Genomic DNA, 25,401 nt, shown 5'->3' with positions numbered 1-25,401 from the left:
TTGTTCTAAGAACAGTTTAGTTCATAGCACTTCGAAATTGCGAGCTGTTCAACGGATGATGTGAAGGCTGAGTGAACTCACTGTAGCCGATTTTAAGAGCGTTTGAATGATTGTTGCAAAGCGACCAGCTGGCTTTTCGTGTTTTTTATAGCGTCTACTATCTCTTTTGCCTCGTTACGTTGACGACTGGTTAATGTCGTTTTTTGATCCCTGAAATAGTTCTGCTTTATTTCCAGGATGCCCAGCTGGTTCTCAAGGTCTTTGACCTGTAGCGCGTTGTCGACTTCCAGAGCCTGTATCATCAATTGTGCCGTTTTCCGGGTTGGTCTCCCGTTGCGTCCGTTTTGTGCGACTTCTACCTGACTAATAAGGCTGTTTTTTTGCTGCATAAGGCTGGCGGTCTGGTCCAGATGCTTTGTTTCCTGTTCCTTCAGACGTACATCCTTTTGAGTTGCGTAATACCTGACAGACAGGTCTGAAAAGGCTTTTTTCTGTTTTTTGGTTGATGGCAGCCAGTGACGAAAACCATTCATTTCCTGACTCAGCTTTTTTAGTTCAGCATTCAAGTCTTCTAATTCCATCCTGGCTTGTAAGCTCTTGACTTCAATCCCCATCACTGAGACCTGTCGCTCCAGCGAAGCAACTTCCCGTTCTGTCGTTTCATCGGGATTTGCCTGCAGGCGAGCCCCGGCGCTTTCAAGCATCTGTTCAAGGCGTGCCAGTTGCCGGAATGCCTCCTGATGCTGGTTTTGAAGTTGAAAATGCGCGCCTCTGGCCTGAGTCTTGCCACTCTGGAAAAACGGTAGTTTCAGGGCTTGTTCGGCGGAAGGTCTGGCTCGTGGATCAAGGGCAATCATACTGAGAATGGTATTCTTTGCATCTGGTGACAATTCAGAACGGTTCCAGATTGAATGGGTAAACTGGTTATACAATTGCTGATTAAATTGCTTGTGTTTTTGCCCCTGATACTCAAAATCCTGAAATAAATAAGGTGGCCTTTCTCCGGTCAGCAACTCTGACAGCATCATTCCCATCGACCAGCAGTCGGCTTTTTCTGAGTAAGTTTGAGCATGAAAGGTTTCCGGAGCCATATAGATGGGGGTTCCGGCAGAACCGCTGAATTTCAGGGTGTCAGAACCGTGCTGTCTGTTGTCAGGGTTTTCTTTCTGGCTGACTCCAAAATCGGATAATCTGGCTTTGCCCTGATGGTTGATCAGTACATTCTCAGGCTTGATATCCCGGTGAACCACTCCCTGTCTGTGCAGGGAAGATAGCTGTGAAATAAGCTGTGAGCCTATGGCCCGGCAGGTTCCTTCATCCAGAGGGTTGGCCGCGCCACTGGCTGAGCGTGCAATAATTTTGGCAAGCTCCTGCCCGCCGTGTTCCATCATAACCTGATGATGCAGTCCTTCTCTGTCCCGATAGACGCTTTCACCGGCAACAGGCACAGCGCCTTTTGCCTGCCTCTGGAAATCGACTTCAGCACGGGCTCGAGCCAGTTTTCGCTGGAATTTCTCATTACTTGCTTTTTTACCCAGGTTTTGATCTTTTACCACGTAATTTTTCTGTAATACACCGGGCGTTTCGGAATCATTGGCAGGTGCATCGTTTTTAGCAAGGAATACCTTGCCAAACGCCCCTTGCCCAAGCATTTCTCCAATCTTTACATCGCCCAGCCTGGGAGGGGGTTGCACCTTGCCCGGCATCATTTCAGGTATGACATCCTTTGCCTGCCTCTTGATATAAGGTGTCTGCTTCTCTGTTGCTACCACTTTCCTTTCTTTCAGGGGTTTGTCGGGAAGAGGGTTGATGGGTGGCAGTTTTGGTGGTTCTGGCAGTTTTCGCTTTGGTGTGGCTGTTTGAACGGTACGTCCCGCATTGCCCATTTTGCCAGTTCGCAAAGGCGGAAGTTTGGGCCTTCGACCGGGGATCGGTGGTAGTGGCCTGTTGACACCAGTGATATCGGGCATATTGTGAACACGGTTTGGTGAGTATATATGCCATCGTCAAAGAGCTGGGAAGTTTTAATGCTGTTTTCTGGCAGGAGTCTGACCGGCTTCTGCAACAAAAGGAACAGGTCATTAAAGCGAATTGCCCCTTTTGTTGTGTCTGACTGTTGAATGACCAGCAGGCTCAACCAAAGGCTGAAGAGTAGGTCACTTCACCTTTTGGGATCTCTGAGCTGTTAGGCAGCACCATAAAATATTCTGGTGGAACGCCCGGCAGAGTGAGTTCCGAATGGTGCGAGAAACCGAAGCGACCATAGTATTCAGGCTCTCCCAATACCACAAAGCCTTTGACTCCCTGTTCCTTTAACTGTTTCAGTGCCTGGCTGATCAGTGCCGAGCCAATGCCTTTGCCCTGAGCGTCGGGTGATACCGCGACAGGGGCAAGCCCCAGCCAGTTATGATCCTGTCCATCAATTCTGACGGGCGAGAAAGCGATATGACCAATGATTTTATCATCCTGCTCAGCCACCAGAGAGAGTGACAATTCGCCATCTTCCCTGAGTTTGTCAATAATGCTGTGCTCTGTGGGTTCGGCTCCGGGCTCATGGTGTGGATGCCCTTTGAAAGCGGCATAAACCAGATTACGTATAGCGCTGATGTCGTCTGGTGTTTCTTTGCGAATCTTCATCATTTTGTTTCAGTGACTGTCTGTTGATATTGTGCTTTCTGCTTATGACTTTTTTTGAAGAACCATAATCATGTAGGTGAAGCGCCCTTTAAAGCGATCGAGAATACCGATCTCTTTGCGAAGGTCTTTGATGGTCTGGGAACCCGACATTTCAGGTTCCAGCTGGTTAAGGCGCTGCTCCAGAGGTCTGACATAATTGTCCCATGCGTCTTTTCCCTGCATCCGGGAAGCAACCAGCTCATAGCCATGATGGCGACACTGGTCGAACCTCTCCCCGGCGGTTTGCATATCGGGGTATCCCATCCGCCAGAAATCGGCAATGTCGTCATCCTGCTGTTTGCCGGTCCAGACCAGGTCGCTGACTACCAGAAATCCATGGTCTTTTAATAAAGGACGCCATTGTGACAGGGCATGAGCAAAGCCCATGATGTAGGCACTGCCTTCACTCCACAGCAGGTCAAAACTGGCAGGCGCAAAAGGTATGTCGGTCATATTGGCGTTGCAGGTTTGAATTCTGTGGGACAGTTTATTTTTTTCTGCCTTTTGTTTCAGACAGTCGAGGCTTTCCTGAAGGTTATCGAGGGCTGTCACACGGGCTGACGTCTGTTCCGCAAGAAGCAGCGAGGATGCTCCTGTACCACAGCCAATATCAAGAATGCTTTCAGGGCTGTTGCCAACCTGGGAAAGCGCCCATAAAGAGTCCTGTTCAGAGCCTGGACCATGTCGGTCCAGCCCTTCAAAAATACGTTTAAAATCGTTCATATAATCGCTGTGTTGATGCAGGTTTCGGGATAGCCAGCGCAGTTGCAAACGGTCGGTCTGGTTAAATCCCTGAGCCTGTAACCATTGTTCATGGGCTATTGGTGCGCGTTGCTCCAGATTAATATGGAAACCGCGCAGGGTGTTGTCGTCTTCACCCAGCAGGGAGGACAGGAGTTGTCTGGCCTGCTGTTTATCGGCTATTTCCTGATCCAGTATTTTCAACCGTTGCCTGAGAATGGCAGGATCGGGTCCACTGTTCAGGCAGTTAAGGCATTCTTTCAGTGAAAGTCCGCCTGCCTGCAACTGTCTGATGAGAAACAGTTGCTGTAAGTCGGTGTCGGTGTAATATCGATAGCCATTGGCACTGCGCTGGCCACGGAGCAATCCCAGTTTCTCGTAGTACAATAAGGTCGAGCGGGACAAACCGGCCCGGCTGGCAAGTTCGGAGATCTTATACATCAGGCGGATGATCTAACAGTTGTAAAGGTCTGGTCACAGCAGGCTGCAAACGCACTTAAACCAACAGAATCCGACAACAGTCAGAAACAACGGTGTGAAAGTGTAAAGTATAAAGCTGTAGACAGGTCAACTATTTGTTATACATCTGATCAAACATCAATAAAGCGGGTGGTTACTATGGGAAAGCAATTTGAGGCAATAACCGATGAACAGGCTGAGTTTATTGGCAATCAGCATGTTTTCTTTGTGGGTACCGCCGCCGAAGAGGGAACGGTTAACGTATCACCCAAGGGCATGGACTCTTTAAGGGTTCTCAACAGAAATACGGTTGCCTGGTTAAATTTAACCGGCAGCGGCAACGAAACTTCAGCCCATGTTCAGATAAATCCCAGAATGACGATCATGTTTTGCGCTTTTGAGGGGAAGCCCATTATCTTAAGGCTTTATGGGCAGGCAAAAGTGTTGCATCAGGCCGATCGGGAGTGGAACGATTACATCGGTTTATTTCCAGAAATCCCGGGAAGCCGGCAGATATTTCTGTTAAATGTGGAGAGAACCCAGAACTCATGCGGTATGGGGGTTCCGTTTTATGACTACAAGCAGGACCGGGAGGCATTGGTGAATGCATTCCAGCGAAGGGGCAAAGAGGGAACTGAGAGTTACTGGAAGCAGAAAAACCAGACAAGCATCGATGGTTTTGATACGCATATTGCTGAGCTTTCAGGACTTGATGAAGCATAACCCGTGACTCAGTTTTCTGTGGCCTCCCGGCAATGCGGTCTCTTTCTGAGCGCTTTTGGCGGCAAGAGGCCGAACGGTTCAGTTTGATGCTGTAGACAGACGATCCCCCTGTGCCTGCCAGTCTTTTAACCCACCCTTATAGTGGCGAACACTGGTATAACCCCGTGCTGCTGCAAAGTCGGCTGCTTTATGCCACGCCGTACATTGGGGGCCACCGCAGTAAACAATGACGGGGTAGTCTTTGTTGTAAGGCATACGCTCTTCCAGCTTTTTTTCATCAACCATAGACACGGCGGTAGGCAGGTGGCCTTTTTTGAAAGTCTGCTCACTGTTGACATCAATAATAAACACTTCACCCGCATCAATGGACTTTCTCAGTTCGGTGTATTTTATTTCCGGGTAGTGTTTGTCATAAGCTCTTGCCTGATCCATCTCTCCGGCAAACAGATGACCTGAAAGCAAAATAACAGTCAGAAGCCAGTATTGGTGAAGCTTTGAAAACAGCATGGTGGGGTTACCCGATAATGAAAGATAATAAGGACTCAGGAGTATAGATGGCAGTTGAGGATCTGCCATCTGGTGTTTATCTGACGCCCACTCTGTGGAGAATTTGAATATAAGGCACGGCATGCTGGTGTCTGGAGAGCACATCAAGGAAGCGATGACCAGACCGGTCACAGGGGTTCAGCTCTAACCCGGTTTCTGCATAAAACAGAATGAAACGGGAAAAGTCTTCCTGCCTCAGGGTGCGGTAAGCCCTGGTCAGAATATGGAATGAGCGGCTTTCACCGACCGGGGGCTTTAGCGCCAGGAGTTCTTTAATACGCTCATTGCTTAATGTTTCTCCGATAATTTTTTTCTTGTCTTTTTTCATGGTTCGATCCGGAAAATGGTCTTACATGATTCTAACTGAATAACTAATCGAGGCATTAATCCAGGTAGTTATATGGATATTCATACCCTCTTTGAAAGTGTGTTTTTCTGTAAACACGGGAATTATTTCTGAGCAGAATGTCTATACTCCTAACGGCCTTACGGGCTGTTTATCAATTCAGGCTATTTTTCTGATGCTGATGTTCTGCATCAGGGCAGCCTTTGGTACGACAGGCTTCTGAAGGCTGATAATCAGGCAGGAATGGAAACCGGCTATTAATACTGAAGTAACAGAAAGCGCTAAGTTTGAGGAGAACTCAATGCCAGAAAATTCTGCAGAGCTTGATGTAGGGCGGGCAGAGGCTTTTGGCAGCTCTGCCAGCAACTGGACTTCCCGCGATACAGGCTGGATGCTTAATTTGTTTGGAACTGCCATTGGTGCTGGTATCCTTTATTTGCCCATCAGTGCCGGAGCGGGTGGTATCTGGCCTCTGATCATATTGTCTGTCATGGCTGGCCCAATGGTCTGGCTGGCTCATCGTAACCTTGTTCGTTTCTGCCTGTCTGGCAGTGATCCGACAGCCAACATTACCTCTACTGTCAACGAACATTTTGGTGAGAAGGCAGGAAGGGTCGTCACTTTAGGCTATTTCCTCTGTATTTATCCCATCATTCTGCTTTATGGAATAGGTATCACTAATGTAGTACTCAGTTTTATTGAGCATCAGCTGCAGTGGGAGCTGCCTTCCCGGCTCTGGTTGTGCCTGTCTCTGGTGGTGGTACTGGTGGCTGTTATGCACGCCGGGGAAACCTGGATGCTTCGGGCTGTGAAATTGTTGTGTTATCCACTATTAGTCGTATTGCTGGGCATTTCCCTGTATCTGGTGCCGCAATGGAATTTTTCGGCTTTTAATCAGCCAGTAGACATTCAGAGCATGGGGGTTACCCTGTTTCTGACGACTCCATTGCTGATTTTTTCATTTAACCACTCGCCAGCCTGTTCGGCCTTTGCCCGGGCTTACCGGGTGCAGATCAGGGATGAACAGGCATGTGCCCGCAAGACGTCCCAGATACTGAAACGCAATACGCAGCTACTGCTGTTAGTGATCCTTTTGTTTGTTTTTTCTTCAGTACTCAGCCTTTCTGCAGAGGATATGGCTCAGGCAAAAATGGAGAACCTGCCGGTTTTATCTGTACTGGCTAACCGGTCGGGTAATCTGTTCTTCTCTATTATCGCCCCCTGCATTGCTTTTCTGGCTATTGCCAGTTCCTGGTTCGGGGTGTACCTTGGGGACACTTGAAGGTATTCAGGGGCTGGTGGTGCAGCAATGGATGAAAAAATGGCCGGAAAAGCCTGTCAATACGGTTGGGCTGAAGCGTTTTTCAGTGGTGTTTGTGGTGTTGACCTGCTGGATTGCCGGTTATGCCAACTGGAGCGTGATTGGTATGGTGGAAATGGTTGTAGTCCCTGTACTGGCCACTATTCTTTACCTGATGCCGGTTTACGCCTTTTACAGGGTTGAGCGGCTGAAACACTTCAGACAGCCGTTTCTGGATGGTTTTACCGTGTTGGTCGGCGTTGTAGCAATAACAGCCTTTCTTGTAGATAAAATTTTTTGATATTTCAAAATGATATAAATTCTAAACGATAAGCCTGATGGCTATAGCTGATACTTAATTTATAACTGAAAGGACTCAGTAACTGTTGCGAGTACTTTTGCAACATAAGAACAAGAACGTTCACGGTATCAGCTTATGTCATCAATCGATAGTTCCGGAGCTGCCAGATCAGCGCAAATCCTGAAACAGGCGACTCAATCGGCTCCGGCAGCAACAGGAAAGTCTTTTGGGAAGTCGGTCAGCTTGCCGCCAAAAGCGGCATCCATGCCTACCGCCAAATCACCACCTTCACTGCCTACGTCTCCGGATCACAGCCAGCTGCTTGCCAGCAGGCGAACTTCATGCCATACGCCAGTACAATCTTATATCCCTCGGCCTGCATCGAATTCTGGTGTAATAACTCCAGACAGTAATGATTTGCCGCCTCCGCCATCTGAGAGTGAACTTCGCCAGCTTTCCGGTAATACCGATGCTCAACCCGGGGACAGAACGGATACCCGCAACAAAAAGCAGAAGGTGGCGGATGCTATTCGTTCAAAAGGCCGCAAGCTCAAGTCAGCGGTGTTTAGTGAGGCAAAGCGTTGGGTAACCGGGAAGAACTGGAAGAAAGTGCCTCCAGACGTACTGAAGACCTTTCCAGAAGACCTGCAGGCTAAAGTGGAAGCCAGAAACGAAAAGCTGGAACGTCTTGATGGGCTAAAGACCATGAAGCAGGAGTGGCAGCAGTTTGAGCGTCAGTTTGGCAAGGAGTTGGATTTACTGGATAGTGATAAGAGTCCGAAATCAGGCAAGTTCAAAATTCCGGATACGGGAAAGGAATTTGTTTTCTCTAAATCTCAATCCAGAGATCAGAAAAAAGAGATGTTGAGAGAGTTTAAAGAGGCATTCAGTGAATCAGCGGGATATAACCATTATAAGAAAGCATCTGAGCAAACCGCTGATATTGATTCCCTCAGAACCAGTCTGAAAGATGAGTTATCGTTATCGACTAAAGAGCTTAGTGCGGCTCTTGACCAACACTATGAGCAGGTGGAAAACCAGAAACACAGCGGTATTGACAAAGCCACTGAGACCAGACACAAAGCACTGGGTCAGGAAAAAGGCCGGGTGGAAGAGGGGTACGATAAACTGCTGGTACATTATCAGGATAAAGTCAGCGAGGCGGAGAGAAATCTAAGTGACCTCAGGACTACGCGGGATAAATTCCGGAGTGTCGAAATTCCTAAAAAAAGGCGTGGTATTAAACAGTTAGAGGCTCAGCTGAAAAGACAAAAAAGCAGACTGGAAACTCAGTATAAGCAGCTACCGGAGGCAGAAAGAAAAACAACGTCTAAAAAAGAATTTTTACAGTCAGGTCTTGGTGAGCTAGTTGGAAAGTTAAATAAAGCCAAAAGCGAAAAAGCAGAGATGGACAAAAGGGTCGATTTTTACCCATTAGATCGCAAAAAGCTGACAAAGAAACTGGAACAAGCCAGAAGTGACCTGAAAAAAGTCACTGACAGTGACGCTTTCAGTGCAACCCTGGAAAACCTGGATAAACGTACTCACAATGAAGACAAGGTTGCAGAGAAAGAGCACAAGCAGGTAACTGAAACCTTAAGGAAGGAAAGAAATAACATTAAAAAAATCAATACGTGGCCGCTGAAGAAAAGATTCATCCTTTCAGCTTTTTTAACAGGTGTTTAAGCAGTTGGTGACATACAAAAAAACCGCTATTCCGTAATAAAATAGCGGTTTTTTTATTGAGCCAAAAAGTCTCAGTGACCTTTCAGGGCAAAAATGCCATTAGCATTACGCCAGTAACCCTGATAGTCCAGACCGTAACCGAAGATGTAACGGTCTTCGATTTCCAGGCCGCAGAAGTCGGCTTTCATGCCAGGGCGAGCCTTACGGTCGTGATTCTTATCGATCAGAACGGCAGTCAGTACTTTCTCGGCACCCTGTTCTTTACAGAAGTCAACTATGGCCTCCAGAGTGTGTCCTTCGTCAAGAATATCGTCAACCACAACAACGGTACGACCTTTCATGTCCTGGGTTGGACGCACTTTCCAGTTCAGCTGTCCGCCAGTCAGCTGGTCTCTGTAGCGGGTTGCATGCACGTAAGATGCTTCCAGAGGGAACTGCAGGTGGGTCATCAGTTTGCCGGTGATGACCAGACCACCGTTCATCACACAGTAAACCAGCGGGTTGCTGTCACTCAGCTGTTCGGTGATGGCTTTACCCATGCTGGCAATAGCTTCTTCAATCTGCTGCTCATTGTAGAGACAGTCAGCTTCGTCACGAACTTGCCGGATATGATCTAGATCAACAGACATCGGGTGAGAACCTCAGTAAAGTGAGCAATCTGGTCAACCTGACGACAGGTTTGACTCTGATCAAAAAAAGAAGAAAAAAATACCTGTGTTTGACCAGAACAGCAAGTCGAGGCTGTACGAGGTGGTTTTCGTAAAAAACCTATGGAGTTGTGTTCAAGTTGTGTGACAATAAGAGGGTTTACGCTGTTAGCGGTGCATTCTAAGGCATGGTCTGTTCAGACAGCCGCTTTTCTCCATACTTGTTCGCTGTAACTCTTCAGGAAATTTTCCAGAAGAACGCTATTCGGGCAGGAGAAAGATAAATGACACCGGATTGAATTGAGAGACACCACACTGGTCGAGGTTTTGGCATGAGTGTACAGGAAATTAAACACCCTCTGGTACAGCATAAGCTGGGTATTATGCGTACGCGTGATATCAGCACCAAGGGTTTTCGCACCCTGGCAAATGAAGTAGGTTCCCTGCTGACTTACGAAGCGACCAAAGATCTGGAGCTGGAAGATGTCACCATTGATGGCTGGGCTGGCGATGTTCAGGTCAAGCAGATCAAGGGCAAGAAAATTACCATCGTACCTATCCTGCGAGCCGGACTGGGAATGATGGACGGTGTTCTGGATTTGATTCCAAGCGCTCGTGTCAGTGTTGTCGGGCTGTACCGCGACGAGGAAACCCTGGAACCAGTACCTTACTTTGAGAAGCTGGTAAAAGATATTGATGAGCGCATGGCTCTGGTGCTGGACCCGATGCTGGCAACAGGCGGTTCCATGATTGCGACCATTGATATGCTGAAAAAAGCGGGTTGTAAGGAAATTCGCTGTCTGGTTCTGGTAGCTGCACCTGAAGGTATTGAAAAACTGCTGGAAGCGCACCCGGATGTTAAACTTTACACCGCTTCAGTGGATGATTGCCTGAACGAACACGGCTATATCATGCCAGGGCTGGGTGATGCCGGAGACAAGATCTTCGGAACCAAATAATCCATAAAGAAAGGCCGGAAGGCCTTTTTTTATGGATGCTGAAAAGAGTGGCGGGATAAAAGGCGTAAAAACAGCCATGAACGCAAGAAACATTTTTTCGTCACCCCTGATGATGAAAAAATGTTCACGCTAAAAAGAATGATTAATTTGCTGACTTGAAGAGAACGATTATGACTGACACAAACTCTCTGGGAGACGATATGTCACTGGGGCATCAGGTGCTGATGGGTGGACAGATGCTGTTCGTTGCCTTTGGCGCACTGGTGCTGGTTCCTATCCTGACCGGACTGGACCCGAATGTAGCCTTTTTTACGGCGGGCGTTGGTACCCTTATTTTCCAGCTGGTCACTCGCCGCAGTGTGCCTATTTTTCTGGCATCCTCTTTTGCGTTTATTGCACCGATCACATTCAGTGTCGGGCAATGGGGCTTGCCAGCGACCATGGGCGGTCTTATGGCGGCAGGTTTTTTCTATGTGGTGTTGAGCCTGATCGTCCGTGTTCGTGGCAGTGGTTTCCTGTACCGGTTGTTTCCACCTGTTGTGGTCGGCCCTGTGATTATGGTGATTGGTCTGGGGCTGGCACCAACAGCTATCAGTATGGCAGATGGAACGGCTAACCCTTCTATCAATGAAACCACCTCCATTATTCTGGCGGGTGTTTCGCTGCTTACAACGTTACTGGTGTCGACAGTGGCGGGTGGTATTCTGAAGTTAATCCCCATTTTATGCGGTGTTGCGGCTGGCTATTTCACGGCGGTTTTCATGGGTGTTGTAGACTTTACCGCCATGCACGAAGCAGCATGGATTGGCATGCCAAACTTCAGCCTTCCGGAATATAACATTAACGCCATCCTGTTTATGATTCCGGTTGCTATTGCGCCCGCGATAGAACATATAGGCGATATGTTGGCAATCAGCTCTGTGACCGGGAAGAAGTATCTGGAAAAACCAGGTCTGCAGAACACTCTGTTGGGTGATGGTCTGGCTACGTCTGCAGCGGCAATGTTTGGTGGTCCGCCTAATACCACTTACAGTGAAGTCACCGGTGCTGTGATGCTGACCAAAGCCTTTAATCCAAAGATCATGACCTGGGCAGCCGTGATTGCCATTGGGGTGGCGTTTATCGGAAAAGTTGGTGGACTGCTGGCGACCATTCCGACACCGGTGATGGGGGGCATTATGATTCTGCTGTTTGGTTCTATTGCTGTGGTGGGCCTGAACACTCTGATCAAGGCTCAGGTTGACCTGGGCAAAGCTCGCAACCTGGTAATTGTTTCCATTGTACTGGTGTTCGGCATTGGCAATATGGCACTGAGCTTTGGTGATTTCACCCTGCGTGGTGTTTCCCTGTGCGCGATCACTGCGGTACTGCTGAACCTGCTTCTGCCTCATGCGGAGCAAGAGGATCGCTTTCAGTCCGTGGAAGTTGAGTCCTGATGTTTGGTTAATCGACCTTCCAATAAAAACGCCCATGACCAGAATGATCATGGGTGTTTTTATTCAGTGAATGCTAATCAGGCAGATGTCATAGCATAATCGCAGCACCAGGACCCAGTGGCAGGTTCAGTACACTCCAGATAATAAACATAACAATCCAGCCCCCCAGGAAGAAGAAGGTGTATGGCATCATCATGGAAATCACGGTACCAATACCAATCTTCGGACCATTCTTCTCTTCATAGCGAGCCGCAAAGCTGGCAATGATCGGGAAATACGTCATTAGTGGTGTAATGATATTGGTGGTGGAATCACCAATACGGTAAGCCACCTGAGTGTATTCAGGGCTGAAGCCCAGCTGCATGAACATCGGGATAAAAACCGGAGCCATAATCAGCCACTTGGAGCTGGCACCACCCATAAACAGGTTTGTGACCGCTGCCAGAACAACCATAGCCACTGCCAGCGGAATGCCTGTAAAGCCAATACCGTGCAGCATATCTGCGCCGGAAACTGCTGCCACAATGCCAAGGTTTGAGTAGGCAAAGTAAGACACAAACTGTGCGGAGACAAAAATAATTACCAGCACGCTGCCCATGGAAGACATTGCCTTCACCAGACCTTTAACGACATCGTCAGGGCTGGTAATGGTTTTGGCACCGTAACCGTAAGCGACACCGGGAATCAGGAAAGCAGCCGTCAGAATAACAATAATGGACTGCATGAACGGTGAGTTACCCAGAATGGCACCGGTAGCCGGATCACGCAGAGGCGCAGATTCTGGCAGTACCAGAGCCGCCACGATGCCTGCCAGGGTCAGGAAAGCCCATTTGGCACGCTTCAGGCCTTTCAGTTCTTCAGGCGACATCTGGTCAGCCTGTTTCGTCATCTCACCGTTATACTGACCCAGACGGGGTTCAACGATTTTATCGGTAACAAAAGTACCCACAATGGTGATCAGGAATGTCGACACAAACATAAAGTAATAGTTTGCGACCGGGGTCACCATATAGGTCGGATCAAGAATGCGTGCTGCTTCAGTAGAGATACCACCCAGCAGAGGGTCGGTAGAGCCAATCACCAGGTTAGCGGAGAAACCACCGGATACACCGGCAAACGCCGCCGCAATACCCGCCAGCGGGTGACGGCCAAAGCTCATAAAGACAATGGCGCCCAGAGGCACAAGAACAACATAGCCAGCGTCGGATGCCACGTTGGACATAATACCGGCGAATACCAGAATAGGTGTAATCAGTCGTTTAGGTGTCGCCAGTACAACGCGCTTGAGCATGGCGCTGATAAGACCGGAAGACTCCGCGACCCCGACACCGAGCATGGCCACCAGAATGGTGCCAAGCGCCGCATGGCCGGTAAAGGCGCGGATGGCATTGGTAAACATGAAACGAACGCCGTCTGCTGTCAGCAGACTCTGAATAGTCACGGTGGTCGGCATCAGCTCGCCGGTAGCCCGGTCCATGGCATCGTAGGTGACCGATACACCCAGCATGTTCAGGACAGCAGACAGGGCAACGGTGCCTGCCGCAAAGTAGAAGAACATGATGATCGGGTGAGGCAGGGCATTACCGCCTCGCTCGATAATATCCAGGAAACGCTGAAGTGCGCCTTTCTGTTTATTGTTGGCTATTGCGTTGACCGCTGTGCTCATAAAAATTCCTGTTTTAATAGGCTGCCGGGGCAGCGGGCAATGCAGAGCCAGGATGTGTTGTGGTGTTAAAAAGAGACTGCATTGATCAGGTCAGCGGGATTATTGAATTTTTATGCACAATAAGGAGTTGGGAAAAACGGCAAAATAGCTGTGGCTGGTATTGATTTATGTCAAATATATTGAACCATTGTCCGTTAAGTTGCAGTATAAATGCAGACTGATAATAAGTATAAGCAGCAGGCGGGACTCTCAATGAGTGACTTCAGGGCAGAACTGGCAGAGTTTCTCGAACATTACCCGAATATTCAGTATATCGACACACTACTACCGGATACCAACGGTATTGTTCGTGGCAAACGTTTCCCTGTATCAGCCGCCAGAAAACTGGATAAAGGCTGCTATTTTCCCGGCTCGGTGTTCTCCCTCGATATTACCGGTACCACTATAGAAGACACTGGACTTGGACTGGATATAGGCGACCCTGACCGTCATTGCAGGGTTGTTCCCGGAACACTGGCACCGTCGGCGGTTGACCCGGAGCGTATTGGTCAGGTGTTGTTAACGATGCTGGACGAAGAAGGTGAACGGTTTCTATACGAACCCAGAAACCTGCTGGCAAACCTGATTGACAGTTATACGGTGTCAGGCTACAAACCCGTTGTTGCCCTGGAACTGGAATTTTATCTGATAGATCCGAAGCGGGACGAACAGGGCGATATTCAGCCTCCCATCGGCTACCTCTCCGGAGAGCGGGAAATCCGTAGCCAGCTTTATACGGTTGATGGGCTGGATGACTTCAGCGGTTTTTTAAGTGACGTGAATGAGCTGGCACAACTACAGGGTATTCCTGCCGATACGGCGATTGCCGAAGCCTCACCCGGCCAGTTTGAAATCAATCTGCGTCACTGTGATGACCCGGTTGCTGCCTGTGACCATGCTGTTTTGCTCAAGCGTCTGATCAGGTCGGTGGCCCGGCGTTATAACTACGAAGCGACGTTTATGGCAAAACCCTATGCAGAGTTCACCGGGAATGGTCTGCATATCCATACCAGTCTGCTCGACCAGTTTGACCGCAATGTATTTTCTTTGGGTGATGGACAGGACAGCGATACCTTGCATCAGGCTATTGCCGGCTCTCTGGCATTAATGCCTGATACGGTTGCCCTGTTGTGTCCGAATGTAAACTCTTATCGCCGTATGGCGCCTGATATGTATGTTCCCCTGAATGCCAGCTGGGGTCATAACAACCGAACAGTGTCGTTAAGAATACCGTTCAGCGACGGGGGGAACCGTCGGATTGAACACCGTCTTGCCGGTGCAGACGCTAACCCTTATATCGCCCTTTCGGTTGTTCTGGCAGGTATTCTTTATGGTATTGAGAATAAACTGACACCACCGGATGCCGTAACCGGTAATGGTCTGAACCAGACTCATCCCGTGTTGCCCTGCCGTCCGGCAGAAGCACTGGCATGTCTGAACAACAGCAAAGAGCTGCCTAATTATCTCAGTAAAGAGTTTCTGGATACTTACGTGGTACTCAAACAAAATGAGTTACGGCAATTTGAGCAGCATATTACTCGCCTTGAAATGGACTGGCTGTTAACAACAGCCTGAACGATGACAACTCATCAGGTTTTGATTCAGGGTTAATTCTGAATTAAAGCCTCCATTGCTGGTCGACTGATGACTTTATTAAAATAATTTTGTCATCATTGAGCTTTAATTAACTTGAATTAACGCCATTCAACACGCATTAAAACAACGTAGAAAATCTTTTGATTCTAATAGTTAAAATGTTATTCGTTTTTCATCATTGTATGACCCATATCATATTCATTCTTTAAAAATGGAGTAAAAATCGAGTTTCCAAAAAATTTACCGTGAGTGGGTAATCATAATGAGCCGAGAACAGGGCGAAATGTTTGGGGTTGTGTCATACCTTGAAAATTTACGGGAAGAATTTGAGCGCAATCTGGATATCCAGTTCCGGGATGAGCTGGATGAGCGTGACAATCGCACGACTAACCTGCAGCTGGACTGCAATGGTGTACTTATCCAGGTAAAGCGCAGACATACAGCTCCTGAACGGTTCAAAATTGACTTGCAGGCGTTGACTCCAAAGCAGGAAGACAGAGAGCACCTGAGCTACATTGCTGATAAAGTCGGCTGTGTAGTCAGAGAAAATGGCAAATACGCCAAGCTGAATATCTTTGACCAGTTTGTAGCGGTTGAAGAAGCCGTTCCTGTACTGGGGAAACTGTATGAAACCATTAACGCGGTTGATGCTGCCTGATTAACAAGGCTGATAAGACAGCAATCCTGATTACAGGCATTATGGGGACAACAGACTTCATTCATTGCATGCCTTCCTGCTATGCTTCAGAACTATCTGGATAAACACTAACGATAAGGTCTTATTGATGGAAACGGTTGTGCTGCTGGTTGATGTGCAAAATATTTACTACACCACCAGAAGTTTTTATCAGTGCAATTTTGATTACAACGCCTTCTGGGCTGAAGCCACCCAGGGGCGCAAGGTCATCAAAGCTATTGCCTATGCCATTGACCGTGGGGATGAAAAACAGCGACAGTTCCAGAGAATCCTGAGAGCCATTGGTTTTGAGGTAAAGCTGAAACCTTTTATTCAGCGCAGTGATGGTTCCGCCAAAGGCGACTGGGATGTCGGCATCACGCTGGATGCCATTGAATACGGCGCACAGGCTGACAGACTGATTCTGGCCTCGGGTGATGGCGACTTCGACCTGCTTGTTAAAAAGTTACAGGATCGTTTTGAAACCAGGGTGGATGTTTTCGGAGTGCCAGCTCTAACAGCAGGCTCTCTGATTGATGCTGCTACGAATTTTATTCCGATTGATGAAAAGCTGCTACTGTCTCCAGCATCACGTCAACGCTGAATGTCACGGATCAGAAATTGGCTGGTGTCGTACAGCTGATCAGACGGCAATCCTCGTCTTTATCGGGATTCCTGAAACGGTGGGGACGGCTGCTATCAAAGTAATAACCGTCACCAGGTTGCAGGGTGTAGATGTCGGTTCCCACGGTCAGCTCCAGTATGCCCGATATCACGACACCGGCTTCCTCTCCTTCGTGGCATAGCATTTCTGCGCCGGTGTCGGATTCCGGAGGGTAGCATTCGTCCAGAAATGACATTGCTTTTTGCTGACGAAACTGCCCAAATACTTTCATACGGACACCGCCTACTTCCATTGGCAGAATATCGGACTCCCGGTAGATAACCGGTTCATAACCTTCTTCATCCAGTTCCAGAGAAAAAAAAGTGACCAGTGACATGGGAACGCCACTCAGCACTTTTTTCAGGGAGCTGACCGAAGGGCTGACACTGTTTTTCTCAATCATCGAAATGGTGCTGTTTGTAACACCTGCCCGTCTGGCCAGCTCCCGCTGGGACAGGGTATGCATTTTACGAACGGCTTTTAAACGGCTTCCGACATCCATTCTGCATCAGTCCTTTATTCTGTTTTTGTTGTTAAACCCTGTTGTACTGGCTTTCTGTTAATTCTCAGTACCGCTTTGATCCGGCGTTCGGAAAAGTCTGTTGATTCAGTGTCTGCCACCTCCTGCCGGAGCAGGGCGACGCGACGGGCTTCCTGACGGCGTAGTAGCCACCAGGACACGAAAGCTGCCAGGGAAACTGCAAAAATAATCAAGGTAGCCAGTGCATTAATCTTGGGCGTGATGCCAAGACGCACCGATGAAAACACCACCATCGGCAGGGTGGTTGCTCCCGGCCCGGAGACAAAACTGGATATCACCAGATCGTCCAGCGACAGGGTAAACGACAACAGCCACCCTGCGGCAATAGCGGGCAAAATAGCAGGCAGGGTAATCAGCATAAAGGTTTTGAACGGTGGTGCTCCCAGGTCCATGGCTGCTTCCTCCACGGACCGGTCCACTTCCCGTAAACGTGAAGAAATAACCACCGTCGCATAGGCCGTACAGAAGGTAACGTGGGCGATCCAGATCGTCAGCATGCCCCGGTCGGCAGGCCAGCCAATGCTGTTTGCCATAGCGACAAACAGCAGCAACAGAGACAGACCCGTGATGACATCGGGCATAACCAGCGGTGCAGTAATCATGCTGGAAAAGGCGGTCTTGCCCCTGAATCTTCGCAAACGTGTCATCACAAATGCTGCCATGGTCGCCAGTACAACCGCCATACTGGCACTCCAGAAACCAATTTTCAGGCTGGTCCAGACTGCCCCCATTATTTGCTCATCACGAAACAGTTCGAGGTACCATTTTGATGAAAAGCCTGCCCAGACTGTTACCAGCCGGGATTCGTTAAAAGAATAAATCACCAGAATCAGCATCGGCATATACAGGAACAGCAGACCCGCAATCAGCACCCAGTCAGAGAAACCCGGCTTAGTTTTCATAGCGACCCTCCAGCTCCTGTGACTGATAATGATGGAACAGCGCCATGGGTAGAATCAGCAGGATCAGCATGACGATGGCCAGGGCAGAAGCCACAGGCCAGTCCCGGTTGCCAAAGAACTCCTGCCAGAGTACACCGCCAATCATTAATGTATCCGGTCCTCCCAGCAGCTCGGGGATAACAAACTCACCGACTGACGGAATAAAGACCAGCATGGAACCGGCAATAACCCCGTTTCTGGATAATGGCAGGGTGACGGTCAGAAAAGTCTTCCATGGTTTAGCACCAAGGTCGGCCGAAGCTTCCAGCAGCGAAGCGTCGTGTTTAATCAGGTTGGCGTACAGTGGCAATACCATAAAAGGCAGATAGGCGTACACAATGCCAATATAGACGGCAAAGTTCGTGTTCATCATGATCAGGGGGCTGTCAATAACGCCCAGGGACATAAGGAGGTTATTGATCAGTCCATTGTTTTTCAGGATGCCCATCCAGGCATAGATCCGAATCAGGAACGATGTCCATGACGGCAGCAGGATCAGTAACAGCAGGGTAATCTGCATCTGTCTGGAAGCTTTGGACATGGCATAAGCCATGGGATAACCGAGCAACAGACACAGCAGGGTTGAGTTAAAGGCAATGGTGATTGAGCTGATGTAAGCATTTACATACAGGTCATCCTCTGCCAGAAAAAGGTAGTTGCCAATATTAAGGGCAATGTTCAGGGATTCATCGACGTATTCGAACAGCCGTGTATAAGGTGGAATGGCGATCGCCATCTCGGCAAAACTGATTTTCAGGACAATGACAAACGGCATCAGGAAAAACAGCAACAGCCAGAGATAGGGAATACCAATCAGTAGTCGTTTGTTAGCCAGCAGTGATAACCATTTCATCAGTCAGTACTCCCTAGCTGTTAAGCACAACAGGGCTGGATGCATCCCAGCTGATATAGACCGGTTCATTCCAGGTTAACCGGGTTCCACGACGCTCTGTATTGGCCTGATTAGCCTGAACAACTTTTCCTGAAGGCAGTTTGACGTAATAAACCGAGTGTGTGCCAAGATAGGCAATATCATCAATAATGCCTTCTGACCAGTTGTTGCCGGAAGCCGGTTTTTCGGTGCTGATCCGGGTTTTTTCCGGTCGTACTGCAATCCATACCTGAGGGTTTTCTTGTGCGGTACTGATACCGTGACTGATTCGAACCGGCGCTTCGAGTAAATGGGAACGGATAATCGCATGATCGGCTTCATCTTCAGTCACTTCACCCTCAAACAGGTTCACTGAGCCTATAAATTCTGCGGTCATACGACTGTTAGGGCTTTCGTAGATATCGACTGGTGAGCCGGTCTGAACAATCCAGCCATGATCCATAATGCCAATGCGGTCAGCCATGGTCATGGCCTCTTCCTGGTCATGGGTGACCATAAGGCAGGTGACGCCCACCTGTTCAATAATATCAACCAGTTCCAGCTGCATACGAGTCCGTAACTGCTTATCCAGCGCACCCATAGGCTCGTCGAGCAATAATAGCCGGGGACGTTTGGCAAGACTGCGTGCGAGGGCTACTCGTTGTCGCTGGCCGCCTGACAGCTGGTGAGGCTTGCGTCGTGCAAAACGACTCATATCCACCAGTTTCAACATGGCTTCAACCCTGTCGTTAATCTCGTGCTTTGCCAGCCGGTCCTGCTTCAGACCAAAGGCTATGTTCTGCTCAACCGTCAGATGAGGGAACAGAGCGTAGGACTGAAACATCATATTAATTGGGCGTTTGTAGGGGGGAAGGGCAGTAATATCCTGCCCATCCAGTATGATCTGCCCGGAGGTCGGAGTATCAAAGCCTGCCAGCATACGCAGCAATGTTGACTTGCCCGATCCGGAGGCACCTAACAGGGCAAAAATTTCTCCCCGGCTGATCTCCAGCGATACATGGTCGACGGCAGTGATGCCATCAAACTGTTTAGCGACTTCCCTGATTTCAAGGATGGTAGGGCTTGTTTCGGGCATGATCGTACAACCGCTTATGATAATTATTGAGTTAACGGGCATTACGTTCCCCGTTAACTCTGTGGTTAAAAGTACATTGACGCTTATCTTCCGGTTGTCACTCTGGTAAAGGTACGGTTTACCAGACGGTCAATTTTAGGTGGTAATACCTCAAAAACGTACAGGTTCGCTTGCGCTTCCTGGGTGGGGTAAATGCCAGGATGTTGTACAATCTCGTTATCAACAAAGCTGACCGAAGCACTGTTACCACTGGCGTAAGAGACATAGTTGGAAATTTCAGCCATCACTTCAGGCTCCAGCAGGTAGTTCAGAAAGGCATAGGCTTCTTCAACGTTTTCCGCATCTCTGGGAATCGCCAGCATATCAAACCACATACCGGCACCTTCTTTCGGGATGACGTACTCGACGGTAATACCGCTCCCTGCTTCCACCGCGCGGTCGCTGGCCTGCAGAATGTCACCTGACCAGCCCAGGGCAACGCAGATATCACCATTAGCCAGGTCACTGATAAATTTGGACGAGTGGAAGTAGGTAATATAAGGGCGAATGGTTTTAAGAAGCTGTTCTGCTTTTGCGTAGTCACCCTTGTTTTTAGAGTTAGGGTCAAGACCAAGGTATTTAAGGGCTGCCGGTATCACTTCGGTCGGTGCATTCAGAACGGCAACGCCACACTGGCTGAGCTTGCTGATATTTTCCTCTTTAAACAACAGGTCCCAGCTATCTACCGGAGCAGCGGCGCCAAGGTATTTTTTTACCATATCCGGGTTGTAACCAATGCCTGTTGTTCCCCAGAGGTAGGGAAAAGCGTGTTGATTTTTACTGTCGTATGTTTCCAGGCGCTTTAACAGGTTGTTGTCGAGGTTTTTCCAGCCAGCCAGTTTGTCTTTTTCCAGCGGCGCAAATACACCGGCCTGAATCTGTCTTGCCATAAACGACGCAGAGGGTACGACAATATCGTAGCCTGTCTTGCCGGAAAGCAGTTTGGCTTCCAGAACTTCGTTACTGTCGAACACATCGTAACGAACCTTGATGCCGGTTTTTTTCTCAAAGTTAGCAATAGTGTCTTCGGCTATATAGTCAGACCAGTTGTAGATATTGAGCATTTTGTCGTTAGCCACTGACAGAGAAGAGAGTGACAGGGAAGAAAGCGCCAGAGCGCTGGCAACCAGGCTGCTGGTAAGGAGTTTTTTTATCATTATTATGTTCCTTTTCTATTTTTAATGAGCCTTCAGCTTTTAATAAGAACCTACAGCAATGCTTTAGCTGTCTGGTCGAGGCTTTTCCATGCCTTTTCAATCAGTTCATCAATTTCCTGTCCGGAGATCACCAGCGGTGGTGAAATAATCATGGTGTCGCCTACGGCGCGCATAACGAGACCATTGTTAAAACAGAAATCCCGGCACAGGGTGCCAGCCGTACCTTTGTCATCAAAACGGGTTCGGCTGGTTTTATCGCTGATTATTTCCAGAGCTGCGACCATGCCTGCTCCACGGGTTTCCCCCACCAGAGGATGGGCTGCCAGCTCTGACCAGCGTTGTTGCAGATAAGGGCCGGTGATCGTTCTGGCTTTCTCGATAATGCCTTCATTCTGCAGTATTTCTATATTCGCAAGGGCGACGGCCGCCGCTGTTGGATGGCCGGAATAGGTAAAGCCGTGGTTAAATTCACCGCTCGTTCTGATCACTTCAGCCACTTTGTCGCTGACCATTACCGCTCCCAGGGGCAGGTAGCCGGATGTAATGCCTTTTGCCAGACTCATGAAATCCGGCTGCAGATCGTAGTAGTTGCTGCCAAACCAATGCCCTGTGCGACCAAAGCCGCAGATCACTTCATCCATGACCAGCAGGATGTCGTATTTTGCCAGTATTCTTTTGATTTCCGGCCAGTAAGTGTCTGGCGGAATGATCACGCCACCGGCACCCTGAATGGGTTCTGCAATAAAGGCAGCCACCTTATCTTCACCCAGTGACAGAATCTGCTCTTCCAGAGCCCTGGCGGCATGGATGCCGAATTCGTCGGCCGGGAGATTTCCCCCTTCTCCATACCAGTAAGGCTGCTGAATATGGACAATACCGGGGATGGGGAGCTGTCCCTGCTTATGCATGGGCGTCATCCCACCCAGACTGGCACCGGCAACGGTTGAGCCGTGGTAGGCGTTCTTCCGGCTGATAATAACCTGCTTGTCTGGCTGCTCTTTTGCAGCCCAGTAATGGCGAACCATTCTTAGAACGGTGTCATTGCATTCAGAACCTGAACTCGTGAAAAAAGCATGATTGAGATGTTCAGGCGCAATTTCAGCCAGTTTTTCTGCCAGCCTGACTGCCGGAGGGTGTGTAGTTTTGAAGAAGGTGTTGTAGTAAGGCAGCTGCTGCATCTGTTGAGTTGCGGCATCCACCAGCTCCTGCCTGCCGTAACCAATATTCACGCACCACAGTCCTGCCATGCCATCAAGAATCTTGTTGCCATTGCTGTCGTAAAGATAAACGCCCTGCGCCTTCTCTATGACTCTGGCGCCTTCCTGCGCCAGTGCGCCGTTGTCTGAAAAAGGGTGCAGGTGATGTTTATGGTTATTGGCCTGCAACGTTTCTGTACGTTGTTTAAAACGACAAAGTTCAGGTTTCTTCAGCTTTTGCATAATGCTTCCTCCTTAAACTGTCAGCTGCAGGTATTCCCGTTCCCAGGAACTGATGACCTGTTTAAAGTTCTGGTATTCCGCCCGTTTTACTTCAACAAACGCTTTGACAAAGAGGTGTCCCAGTGTCTGCTTCATTACATCGCTGTTTTCCATACGTTCCAGCGCTTCTTCAAGGTTCAGTGGCAGGCGTTCAATACTGGATTCCTCGTAGGCACTGCCACTGATCATACGACTGGGTTCAATGTCGTTAACCATGCCCAGATAGCCACACAGCAACGACCCTGCGAAAGCCAGGTAAGGGTTGACATCGGCCCCGGCAATACGGTTTTCAATACGGCGGTTTTCCGGGGTGGAATCCGGAATACGCAAACCTGCGGTACGATTATCAATACCCCAGGCAAGGTTAACCGGTGCCGAAGTATACGACAGGAAACGTCGGTAGGAGTTCACATTAGGGGCAAACAGGGGCATGGACTCCAGCAGATATTTCTGCAGACCTCCCACATAGTGGTGCAGCATTTTGCTGTCGTTACCATTAGAGAGGGTGAAAATATTACCGCCCTTACTGTCCAGAACACTCTGGTGCAGATGCATGGAACTGCCGGGCTGGTGGCTGATGGGTTTAGCCATAAAAGTGGCATTGATGCCATGTTTCAGTGCCGCTTCCCGAACCGTTCGCTTGAAAATAAAGACCTGGTCGGCCAGTGATAAAGCGTCACCATGGCGGAAGTTAATCTCCATCTGTGCCGCGCCTTCTTCATGGATCAGGGTATCAATGTCCAGTCCCTGTTCTTCACACCAGTCATAAACATCTTCAAACAGAGGATCGTACTCATTGGCGGCATCAATACTGTACGACTGCCGGCCAGACTCCGGACGACCGGAACGGCCTACAGGCGGCTGTAGTGGGTAGTCAGGATTGTCGCTGGGTCGAGTCAGATAGAACTCCAGCTCAGGGGCTACGACAGGTCTCCAGCCTTTGCCTTCATAAAGTGCCAATACCTTTTTCAACAGATTTCGGGGTGCCATCTCAACGGGCGCGCCTTCTTTGCTGTAGCAGTCATGGATAACCAGCGCGGTGGACTCCAAAGCCCAGGGAACTTTATGGATGGCATCCTGGTCAGGCTTCAGCACCATATCCATTTCGGTGTTGCTGATCAGGTCATCGTAAACACTGTCGTCTACGTAATCTCCGGTTACTCCCTGGATCAGAACGCTTTCAGGCAGGCGGATGCCAGCTTCTGCCAGAAACTTGTTGCTGGGCATAATTTTGCCACGGGCAATCCCGGTGAAATCAGAGATAACCGCTTCGATTTCATTAATGTTGTGCTCTTTCAACCAGGCCGCCAGCTTTTGCATAATGAACCCTGTTTTTTCCTTATTATTGTTTTTATGTTTGCTCTTTGACGACAGCTGTTCAAAATAATGGACAACTATTCATGGTTTTGAAAAGCAAGCTGTATACCCTCTTTCAACGTATTAACCAGCTGTCGAATATGCTCCTTCTCAATAATCAGAGGCGGTGACATGGCCAGAATATCTCCGGTCCAGCGCACCAGTACTCCCTGCTCGTAACAGTGCTGGAACACCCTGCGGCCACGCTCTCCGGGCTGACCGTCAAGTGGTTGTAACTCGATAGCGCCAATCAGTCCGATGTTACGAATGTCGATAAGGCCGGGCAGCCCTTTGAGACTGTGCAGTCCTGCTTCAAAGACTGGTTCCATGGCTAATGTACGCTGGAACAACCCTTCCTGCTCATAGATGTCCAGCGCTGCCAGCCCTGCCGCACAGGCGACCGGGTGACCGGAATACGTGTAACCATGGAACAGCTCGATCATTGATTCGGGGCCAGTCATAAAAGCGTCGTGTATTGCATCGCTGACAAAAACGGCTCCCATGGGAATTGCGCCGTTAGTCAGCCCTTTTGCAGTGGTCATAATATCGGGTTCAATACCCCAGCGACTGGCAGCAAACGCTTCTCCAACACGACCAAAGCCTGTAATGACTTCATCAAAAATAAGAAGGATGCCGTGTTTGCGGGTTATCTCCCTGAGCTTTTGCAGATAACCGACAGGCGGCATGATCACGCCACCGGAACCGGCAACAGGCTCAACAATGACGGCTGCTATATTCGATGCGTCGTGTAGTGCGATCAGTTGTTCCAGCGCATCAGCCAGCTCTGTGCCATGCTCAGGCAGCCCCCGGCTGAAAGCGTTTAAATCAATGTTCAGGGTATGGGGCAGGTGGTCTGTTCCTGGCAGTCCGGAGCCAAAGGTTTTACGGTTGTTGACAATTCCACCCACGGATATACCACCAAAATTAACACCGTGGTAGCTACGCTCCCGACCTATCAGCCGTTGGCGGGTTCCCTGACCTTTCAGGCGATGATAGTTCAGGGCAATTTTTAATGCGGTTTCTACCGATTCAGAACCTGAGTTGGTAAAGAAAACATGGTTAAGGTTTGGCGGAGTGTGCTGTATCAACCGTTCGGCAAATTCAAAGGCCAGCGGGTGTCCCATCTGGAACGGGGGCGCGTAATCAAGCTGACTGACCTGGCGCGCAACGGCTTCAGAAATTGCTTCACGCCCATGACCGGCATTAACACACCACAGGCCGGCACAACCATCAAGGATCTGTTGACCTTTGTCGTTTTCAAAATACATGCCGCTGGCACTGGTCAGCATTCTGGGGGCAGACTTGAACTGGCGATTCGCTGTGAAAGGCATCCAGAAGGCAGCCATGGATGCTGGCTGGTGGTCAGTGACAGTAGATATCTGACTGACCAGAGGCTCGGTCAGCGTTAGTTCGGACATACATATACCTTTATTATTGTTTTGATAGTCAGGTATTCACGAT

At 49.1% G+C, this 25,401-nt stretch carries 24 protein-coding genes; 9 read left to right on the top strand and 15 right to left on the bottom strand.

The genetic code is table 11. From position 1 onward, the window contains the following. Window positions 1–92 precede the first annotated feature (92 nt). The 3 genes from V5J35_RS05200 to V5J35_RS05190 form a co-directional block, all read right to left on the bottom strand. The gene (locus tag V5J35_RS05200) at window positions 93–1,970 is read right to left on the bottom strand and encodes a serine/threonine-protein kinase (protein WP_354010242.1); all 1,878 of its coding nucleotides are present in this window, start codon (window positions 1,968–1,970) and stop codon (window positions 93–95) included. Between the two features lie 163 nt (window positions 1,971–2,133). Continuing rightward, window positions 2,134–2,640, bottom strand: a complete 507-nt coding sequence (locus V5J35_RS05195) for a GNAT family N-acetyltransferase (protein WP_354010241.1) — start codon at window positions 2,638–2,640, stop codon at window positions 2,134–2,136. A 39-nt stretch (window positions 2,641–2,679) separates the two neighbouring features. Next, window positions 2,680–3,858 (bottom strand): MerR family transcriptional regulator, encoded by a 1,179-nt coding sequence (locus V5J35_RS05190; protein WP_354010240.1) that lies wholly within the window; start codon window positions 3,856–3,858, stop codon window positions 2,680–2,682. 177 nt (window positions 3,859–4,035) lie between these two features. On the opposite strand from V5J35_RS05190, the gene V5J35_RS05185 reads away from it, so the two are divergent. After that, window positions 4,036–4,599, top strand: a complete 564-nt coding sequence (locus tag V5J35_RS05185; RefSeq protein WP_354010239.1) for a pyridoxamine 5'-phosphate oxidase family protein — start codon at window positions 4,036–4,038, stop codon at window positions 4,597–4,599. Window positions 4,600–4,677: 78 nt separating this feature from the next. On the opposite strand, the gene V5J35_RS05180 is transcribed toward V5J35_RS05185, so the two are convergent. Beyond that, entirely contained in the window at window positions 4,678–5,175 is a 498-nt protein-coding gene (locus tag V5J35_RS05180) for a rhodanese-like domain-containing protein (protein WP_354010238.1), read from the bottom strand. Between the two features lie 7 nt (window positions 5,176–5,182). Next, on the bottom strand, window positions 5,183–5,473 hold the full coding sequence (locus tag V5J35_RS05175) for a PA4642 family protein (RefSeq protein ID WP_354010237.1): 291 nt from the start codon (window positions 5,471–5,473) through the stop codon (window positions 5,183–5,185). Window positions 5,474–5,792: 319 nt separating this feature from the next. On the opposite strand from V5J35_RS05175, the gene V5J35_RS05170 reads away from it, so the two are divergent. The 3 genes from V5J35_RS05170 to V5J35_RS05160 all read left to right on the top strand — a co-directional run bounded on the left by V5J35_RS05170 (window position 5,793) and on the right by V5J35_RS05160 (window position 8,778). Beyond that, window positions 5,793–6,773 carry an amino acid permease gene (locus tag V5J35_RS05170; protein WP_354016286.1) on the top strand — a complete coding sequence of 327 codons (981 nt, stop codon included), beginning with the start codon at window positions 5,793–5,795 and terminating at the stop codon, window positions 6,771–6,773. Beyond that, window positions 6,760–7,092 (top strand): SLC5/6 family protein, encoded by a 333-nt coding sequence (locus V5J35_RS05165; protein WP_354016285.1) that lies wholly within the window; start codon window positions 6,760–6,762, stop codon window positions 7,090–7,092. Before V5J35_RS05170 ends, V5J35_RS05165 begins: the two co-directional genes overlap by 14 nt. Before the next feature lie 135 nt (window positions 7,093–7,227). Continuing rightward, window positions 7,228–8,778 carry a hypothetical protein gene (locus V5J35_RS05160; RefSeq protein ID WP_354010235.1) on the top strand — a complete coding sequence of 517 codons (1,551 nt, stop codon included), beginning with the start codon at window positions 7,228–7,230 and terminating at the stop codon, window positions 8,776–8,778. Between the two features lie 71 nt (window positions 8,779–8,849). Here the strand turns inward: V5J35_RS05160 and V5J35_RS05155 are convergent, their stop codons facing one another. Beyond that, window positions 8,850–9,407: a hypoxanthine-guanine phosphoribosyltransferase gene (locus tag V5J35_RS05155; protein ID WP_354010234.1), complete on the bottom strand. Its 558-nt coding sequence runs from the start codon at window positions 9,405–9,407 to the stop codon at window positions 8,850–8,852. Window positions 9,408–9,757: 350 nt separating this feature from the next. On the opposite strand from V5J35_RS05155, the gene upp reads away from it, so the two are divergent. Continuing rightward, entirely contained in the window at window positions 9,758–10,384 is a 627-nt protein-coding gene (gene upp / locus V5J35_RS05150; protein ID WP_354010233.1) for a uracil phosphoribosyltransferase, read from the top strand. Between the two features lie 170 nt (window positions 10,385–10,554). After that, entirely contained in the window at window positions 10,555–11,820 is a 1,266-nt protein-coding gene (locus tag V5J35_RS05145; RefSeq protein WP_354010232.1) for a uracil-xanthine permease family protein, read from the top strand. An 88-nt stretch (window positions 11,821–11,908) separates the two neighbouring features. Here the strand turns inward: V5J35_RS05145 and V5J35_RS05140 are convergent, their stop codons facing one another. Then, window positions 11,909–13,486: an AbgT family transporter gene (locus tag V5J35_RS05140; protein ID WP_354010231.1), complete on the bottom strand. Its 1,578-nt coding sequence runs from the start codon at window positions 13,484–13,486 to the stop codon at window positions 11,909–11,911. A gap of 252 nt (window positions 13,487–13,738) precedes the next feature. Here V5J35_RS05140 and V5J35_RS05135 point away from each other — a divergent pair, with 252 nt between their 5' ends. From V5J35_RS05135 to V5J35_RS05125, 3 genes are all read left to right on the top strand, one after another. Next, the gene (locus V5J35_RS05135) at window positions 13,739–15,100 is read left to right on the top strand and encodes a glutamine synthetase family protein (RefSeq protein ID WP_354010230.1); all 1,362 of its coding nucleotides are present in this window, start codon (window positions 13,739–13,741) and stop codon (window positions 15,098–15,100) included. Between the two features lie 283 nt (window positions 15,101–15,383). Then, window positions 15,384–15,779 carry a hypothetical protein gene (locus V5J35_RS05130; protein WP_354010229.1) on the top strand — a complete coding sequence of 132 codons (396 nt, stop codon included), beginning with the start codon at window positions 15,384–15,386 and terminating at the stop codon, window positions 15,777–15,779. Between the two features lie 127 nt (window positions 15,780–15,906). Then, window positions 15,907–16,401, top strand: coding sequence for a LabA-like NYN domain-containing protein (locus V5J35_RS05125; RefSeq protein ID WP_354010228.1), 495 nt, complete (start codon window positions 15,907–15,909; stop codon window positions 16,399–16,401). 10 nt (window positions 16,402–16,411) lie between these two features. Here the strand turns inward: V5J35_RS05125 and V5J35_RS05120 are convergent, their stop codons facing one another. The 8 genes from V5J35_RS05120 to aptA form a co-directional block, all read right to left on the bottom strand. Continuing rightward, a complete protein-coding gene (locus V5J35_RS05120; RefSeq protein ID WP_354010227.1) occupies window positions 16,412–16,963 on the bottom strand; it encodes a cupin domain-containing protein in 552 nt (183 codons plus the stop codon). Window positions 16,964–16,977: 14 nt separating this feature from the next. Next, window positions 16,978–17,904 (bottom strand): ABC transporter permease subunit, encoded by a 927-nt coding sequence (locus V5J35_RS05115; protein ID WP_354010226.1) that lies wholly within the window; start codon window positions 17,902–17,904, stop codon window positions 16,978–16,980. After that, window positions 17,894–18,796 carry an ABC transporter permease subunit gene (locus V5J35_RS05110; RefSeq protein WP_354010225.1) on the bottom strand — a complete coding sequence of 301 codons (903 nt, stop codon included), beginning with the start codon at window positions 18,794–18,796 and terminating at the stop codon, window positions 17,894–17,896. Before V5J35_RS05110 ends, V5J35_RS05115 begins: the two co-directional genes overlap by 11 nt. 13 nt (window positions 18,797–18,809) lie before the next feature. Beyond that, a complete protein-coding gene (potA, locus tag V5J35_RS05105) occupies window positions 18,810–19,910 on the bottom strand; it encodes a polyamine ABC transporter ATP-binding protein (RefSeq protein ID WP_354010224.1) in 1,101 nt (366 codons plus the stop codon). An 83-nt stretch (window positions 19,911–19,993) separates the two neighbouring features. Further along, window positions 19,994–21,106 (bottom strand): polyamine ABC transporter substrate-binding protein, encoded by a 1,113-nt coding sequence (locus V5J35_RS05100; RefSeq protein WP_354010223.1) that lies wholly within the window; start codon window positions 21,104–21,106, stop codon window positions 19,994–19,996. Window positions 21,107–21,156: 50 nt separating this feature from the next. Next, window positions 21,157–22,545, bottom strand: a complete 1,389-nt coding sequence (locus V5J35_RS05095; RefSeq protein ID WP_354016284.1) for an aspartate aminotransferase family protein — start codon at window positions 22,543–22,545, stop codon at window positions 21,157–21,159. Window positions 22,546–22,557: 12 nt separating this feature from the next. Further along, a complete protein-coding gene (locus tag V5J35_RS05090; protein ID WP_354010222.1) occupies window positions 22,558–23,904 on the bottom strand; it encodes a glutamine synthetase family protein in 1,347 nt (448 codons plus the stop codon). A gap of 74 nt (window positions 23,905–23,978) precedes the next feature. Continuing rightward, window positions 23,979–25,358: an omega-aminotransferase AptA gene (gene aptA / locus V5J35_RS05085; RefSeq protein WP_354010221.1), complete on the bottom strand. Its 1,380-nt coding sequence runs from the start codon at window positions 25,356–25,358 to the stop codon at window positions 23,979–23,981. Window positions 25,359–25,401 lie beyond the last annotated feature (43 nt).

Origin of the sequence: Endozoicomonas sp. NE40 (assembly GCF_040549045.1) — a bacterium.
GTDB classification, from domain to species: domain Bacteria; phylum Pseudomonadota; class Gammaproteobacteria; order Pseudomonadales; family Endozoicomonadaceae; genus Endozoicomonas_A; species Endozoicomonas_A lisbonensis.
Note: the sequence above shows the minus strand (reverse complement) of the source record. Positions and strands in the feature narration are given on the sequence as shown.

What these genes read in the sequence shown, in the direction of transcription:
- upp (WP_354010233.1), top strand. Translation starts at nt 9,758, where the DNA reads ATGAGTGTACAGGAAATTAAACACCCTCTGGTACAGCATAAGCTGGGT.
- potA (WP_354010224.1), bottom strand. Translation starts at nt 19,910, where the DNA reads ATGCCCGAAACAAGCCCTACCATCCTTGAAATCAGGGAAGTCGCTAAA.
- V5J35_RS05195 (WP_354010241.1), bottom strand. Translation starts at nt 2,640, where the DNA reads ATGATGAAGATTCGCAAAGAAACACCAGACGACATCAGCGCTATACGT.
- V5J35_RS05185 (WP_354010239.1), top strand. Translation starts at nt 4,036, where the DNA reads ATGGGAAAGCAATTTGAGGCAATAACCGATGAACAGGCTGAGTTTATT.
- V5J35_RS05200 (WP_354010242.1), bottom strand. Translation starts at nt 1,970, where the DNA reads ATGCCCGATATCACTGGTGTCAACAGGCCACTACCACCGATCCCCGGT.
- V5J35_RS05100 (WP_354010223.1), bottom strand. Translation starts at nt 21,106, where the DNA reads ATGATAAAAAAACTCCTTACCAGCAGCCTGGTTGCCAGCGCTCTGGCG.
- aptA (WP_354010221.1), bottom strand. Translation starts at nt 25,358, where the DNA reads ATGTCCGAACTAACGCTGACCGAGCCTCTGGTCAGTCAGATATCTACT.
- V5J35_RS05110 (WP_354010225.1), bottom strand. Translation starts at nt 18,796, where the DNA reads ATGAAATGGTTATCACTGCTGGCTAACAAACGACTACTGATTGGTATT.
- V5J35_RS05155 (WP_354010234.1), bottom strand. Translation starts at nt 9,407, where the DNA reads ATGTCTGTTGATCTAGATCATATCCGGCAAGTTCGTGACGAAGCTGAC.
- V5J35_RS05115 (WP_354010226.1), bottom strand. Translation starts at nt 17,904, where the DNA reads ATGAAAACTAAGCCGGGTTTCTCTGACTGGGTGCTGATTGCGGGTCTG.
- V5J35_RS05145 (WP_354010232.1), top strand. Translation starts at nt 10,555, where the DNA reads ATGACTGACACAAACTCTCTGGGAGACGATATGTCACTGGGGCATCAG.
- V5J35_RS05135 (WP_354010230.1), top strand. Translation starts at nt 13,739, where the DNA reads ATGAGTGACTTCAGGGCAGAACTGGCAGAGTTTCTCGAACATTACCCG.
- V5J35_RS05125 (WP_354010228.1), top strand. Translation starts at nt 15,907, where the DNA reads ATGGAAACGGTTGTGCTGCTGGTTGATGTGCAAAATATTTACTACACC.
- V5J35_RS05090 (WP_354010222.1), bottom strand. Translation starts at nt 23,904, where the DNA reads ATGCAAAAGCTGGCGGCCTGGTTGAAAGAGCACAACATTAATGAAATC.
- V5J35_RS05130 (WP_354010229.1), top strand. Translation starts at nt 15,384, where the DNA reads ATGAGCCGAGAACAGGGCGAAATGTTTGGGGTTGTGTCATACCTTGAA.
- V5J35_RS05190 (WP_354010240.1), bottom strand. Translation starts at nt 3,858, where the DNA reads ATGTATAAGATCTCCGAACTTGCCAGCCGGGCCGGTTTGTCCCGCTCG.
- V5J35_RS05170 (WP_354016286.1), top strand. Translation starts at nt 5,793, where the DNA reads ATGCCAGAAAATTCTGCAGAGCTTGATGTAGGGCGGGCAGAGGCTTTT.
- V5J35_RS05160 (WP_354010235.1), top strand. Translation starts at nt 7,228, where the DNA reads ATGTCATCAATCGATAGTTCCGGAGCTGCCAGATCAGCGCAAATCCTG.
- V5J35_RS05095 (WP_354016284.1), bottom strand. Translation starts at nt 22,545, where the DNA reads ATGCAAAAGCTGAAGAAACCTGAACTTTGTCGTTTTAAACAACGTACA.
- V5J35_RS05120 (WP_354010227.1), bottom strand. Translation starts at nt 16,963, where the DNA reads ATGGATGTCGGAAGCCGTTTAAAAGCCGTTCGTAAAATGCATACCCTG.
- V5J35_RS05180 (WP_354010238.1), bottom strand. Translation starts at nt 5,175, where the DNA reads ATGGCAGATCCTCAACTGCCATCTATACTCCTGAGTCCTTATTATCTT.
- V5J35_RS05140 (WP_354010231.1), bottom strand. Translation starts at nt 13,486, where the DNA reads ATGAGCACAGCGGTCAACGCAATAGCCAACAATAAACAGAAAGGCGCA.
- V5J35_RS05175 (WP_354010237.1), bottom strand. Translation starts at nt 5,473, where the DNA reads ATGAAAAAAGACAAGAAAAAAATTATCGGAGAAACATTAAGCAATGAG.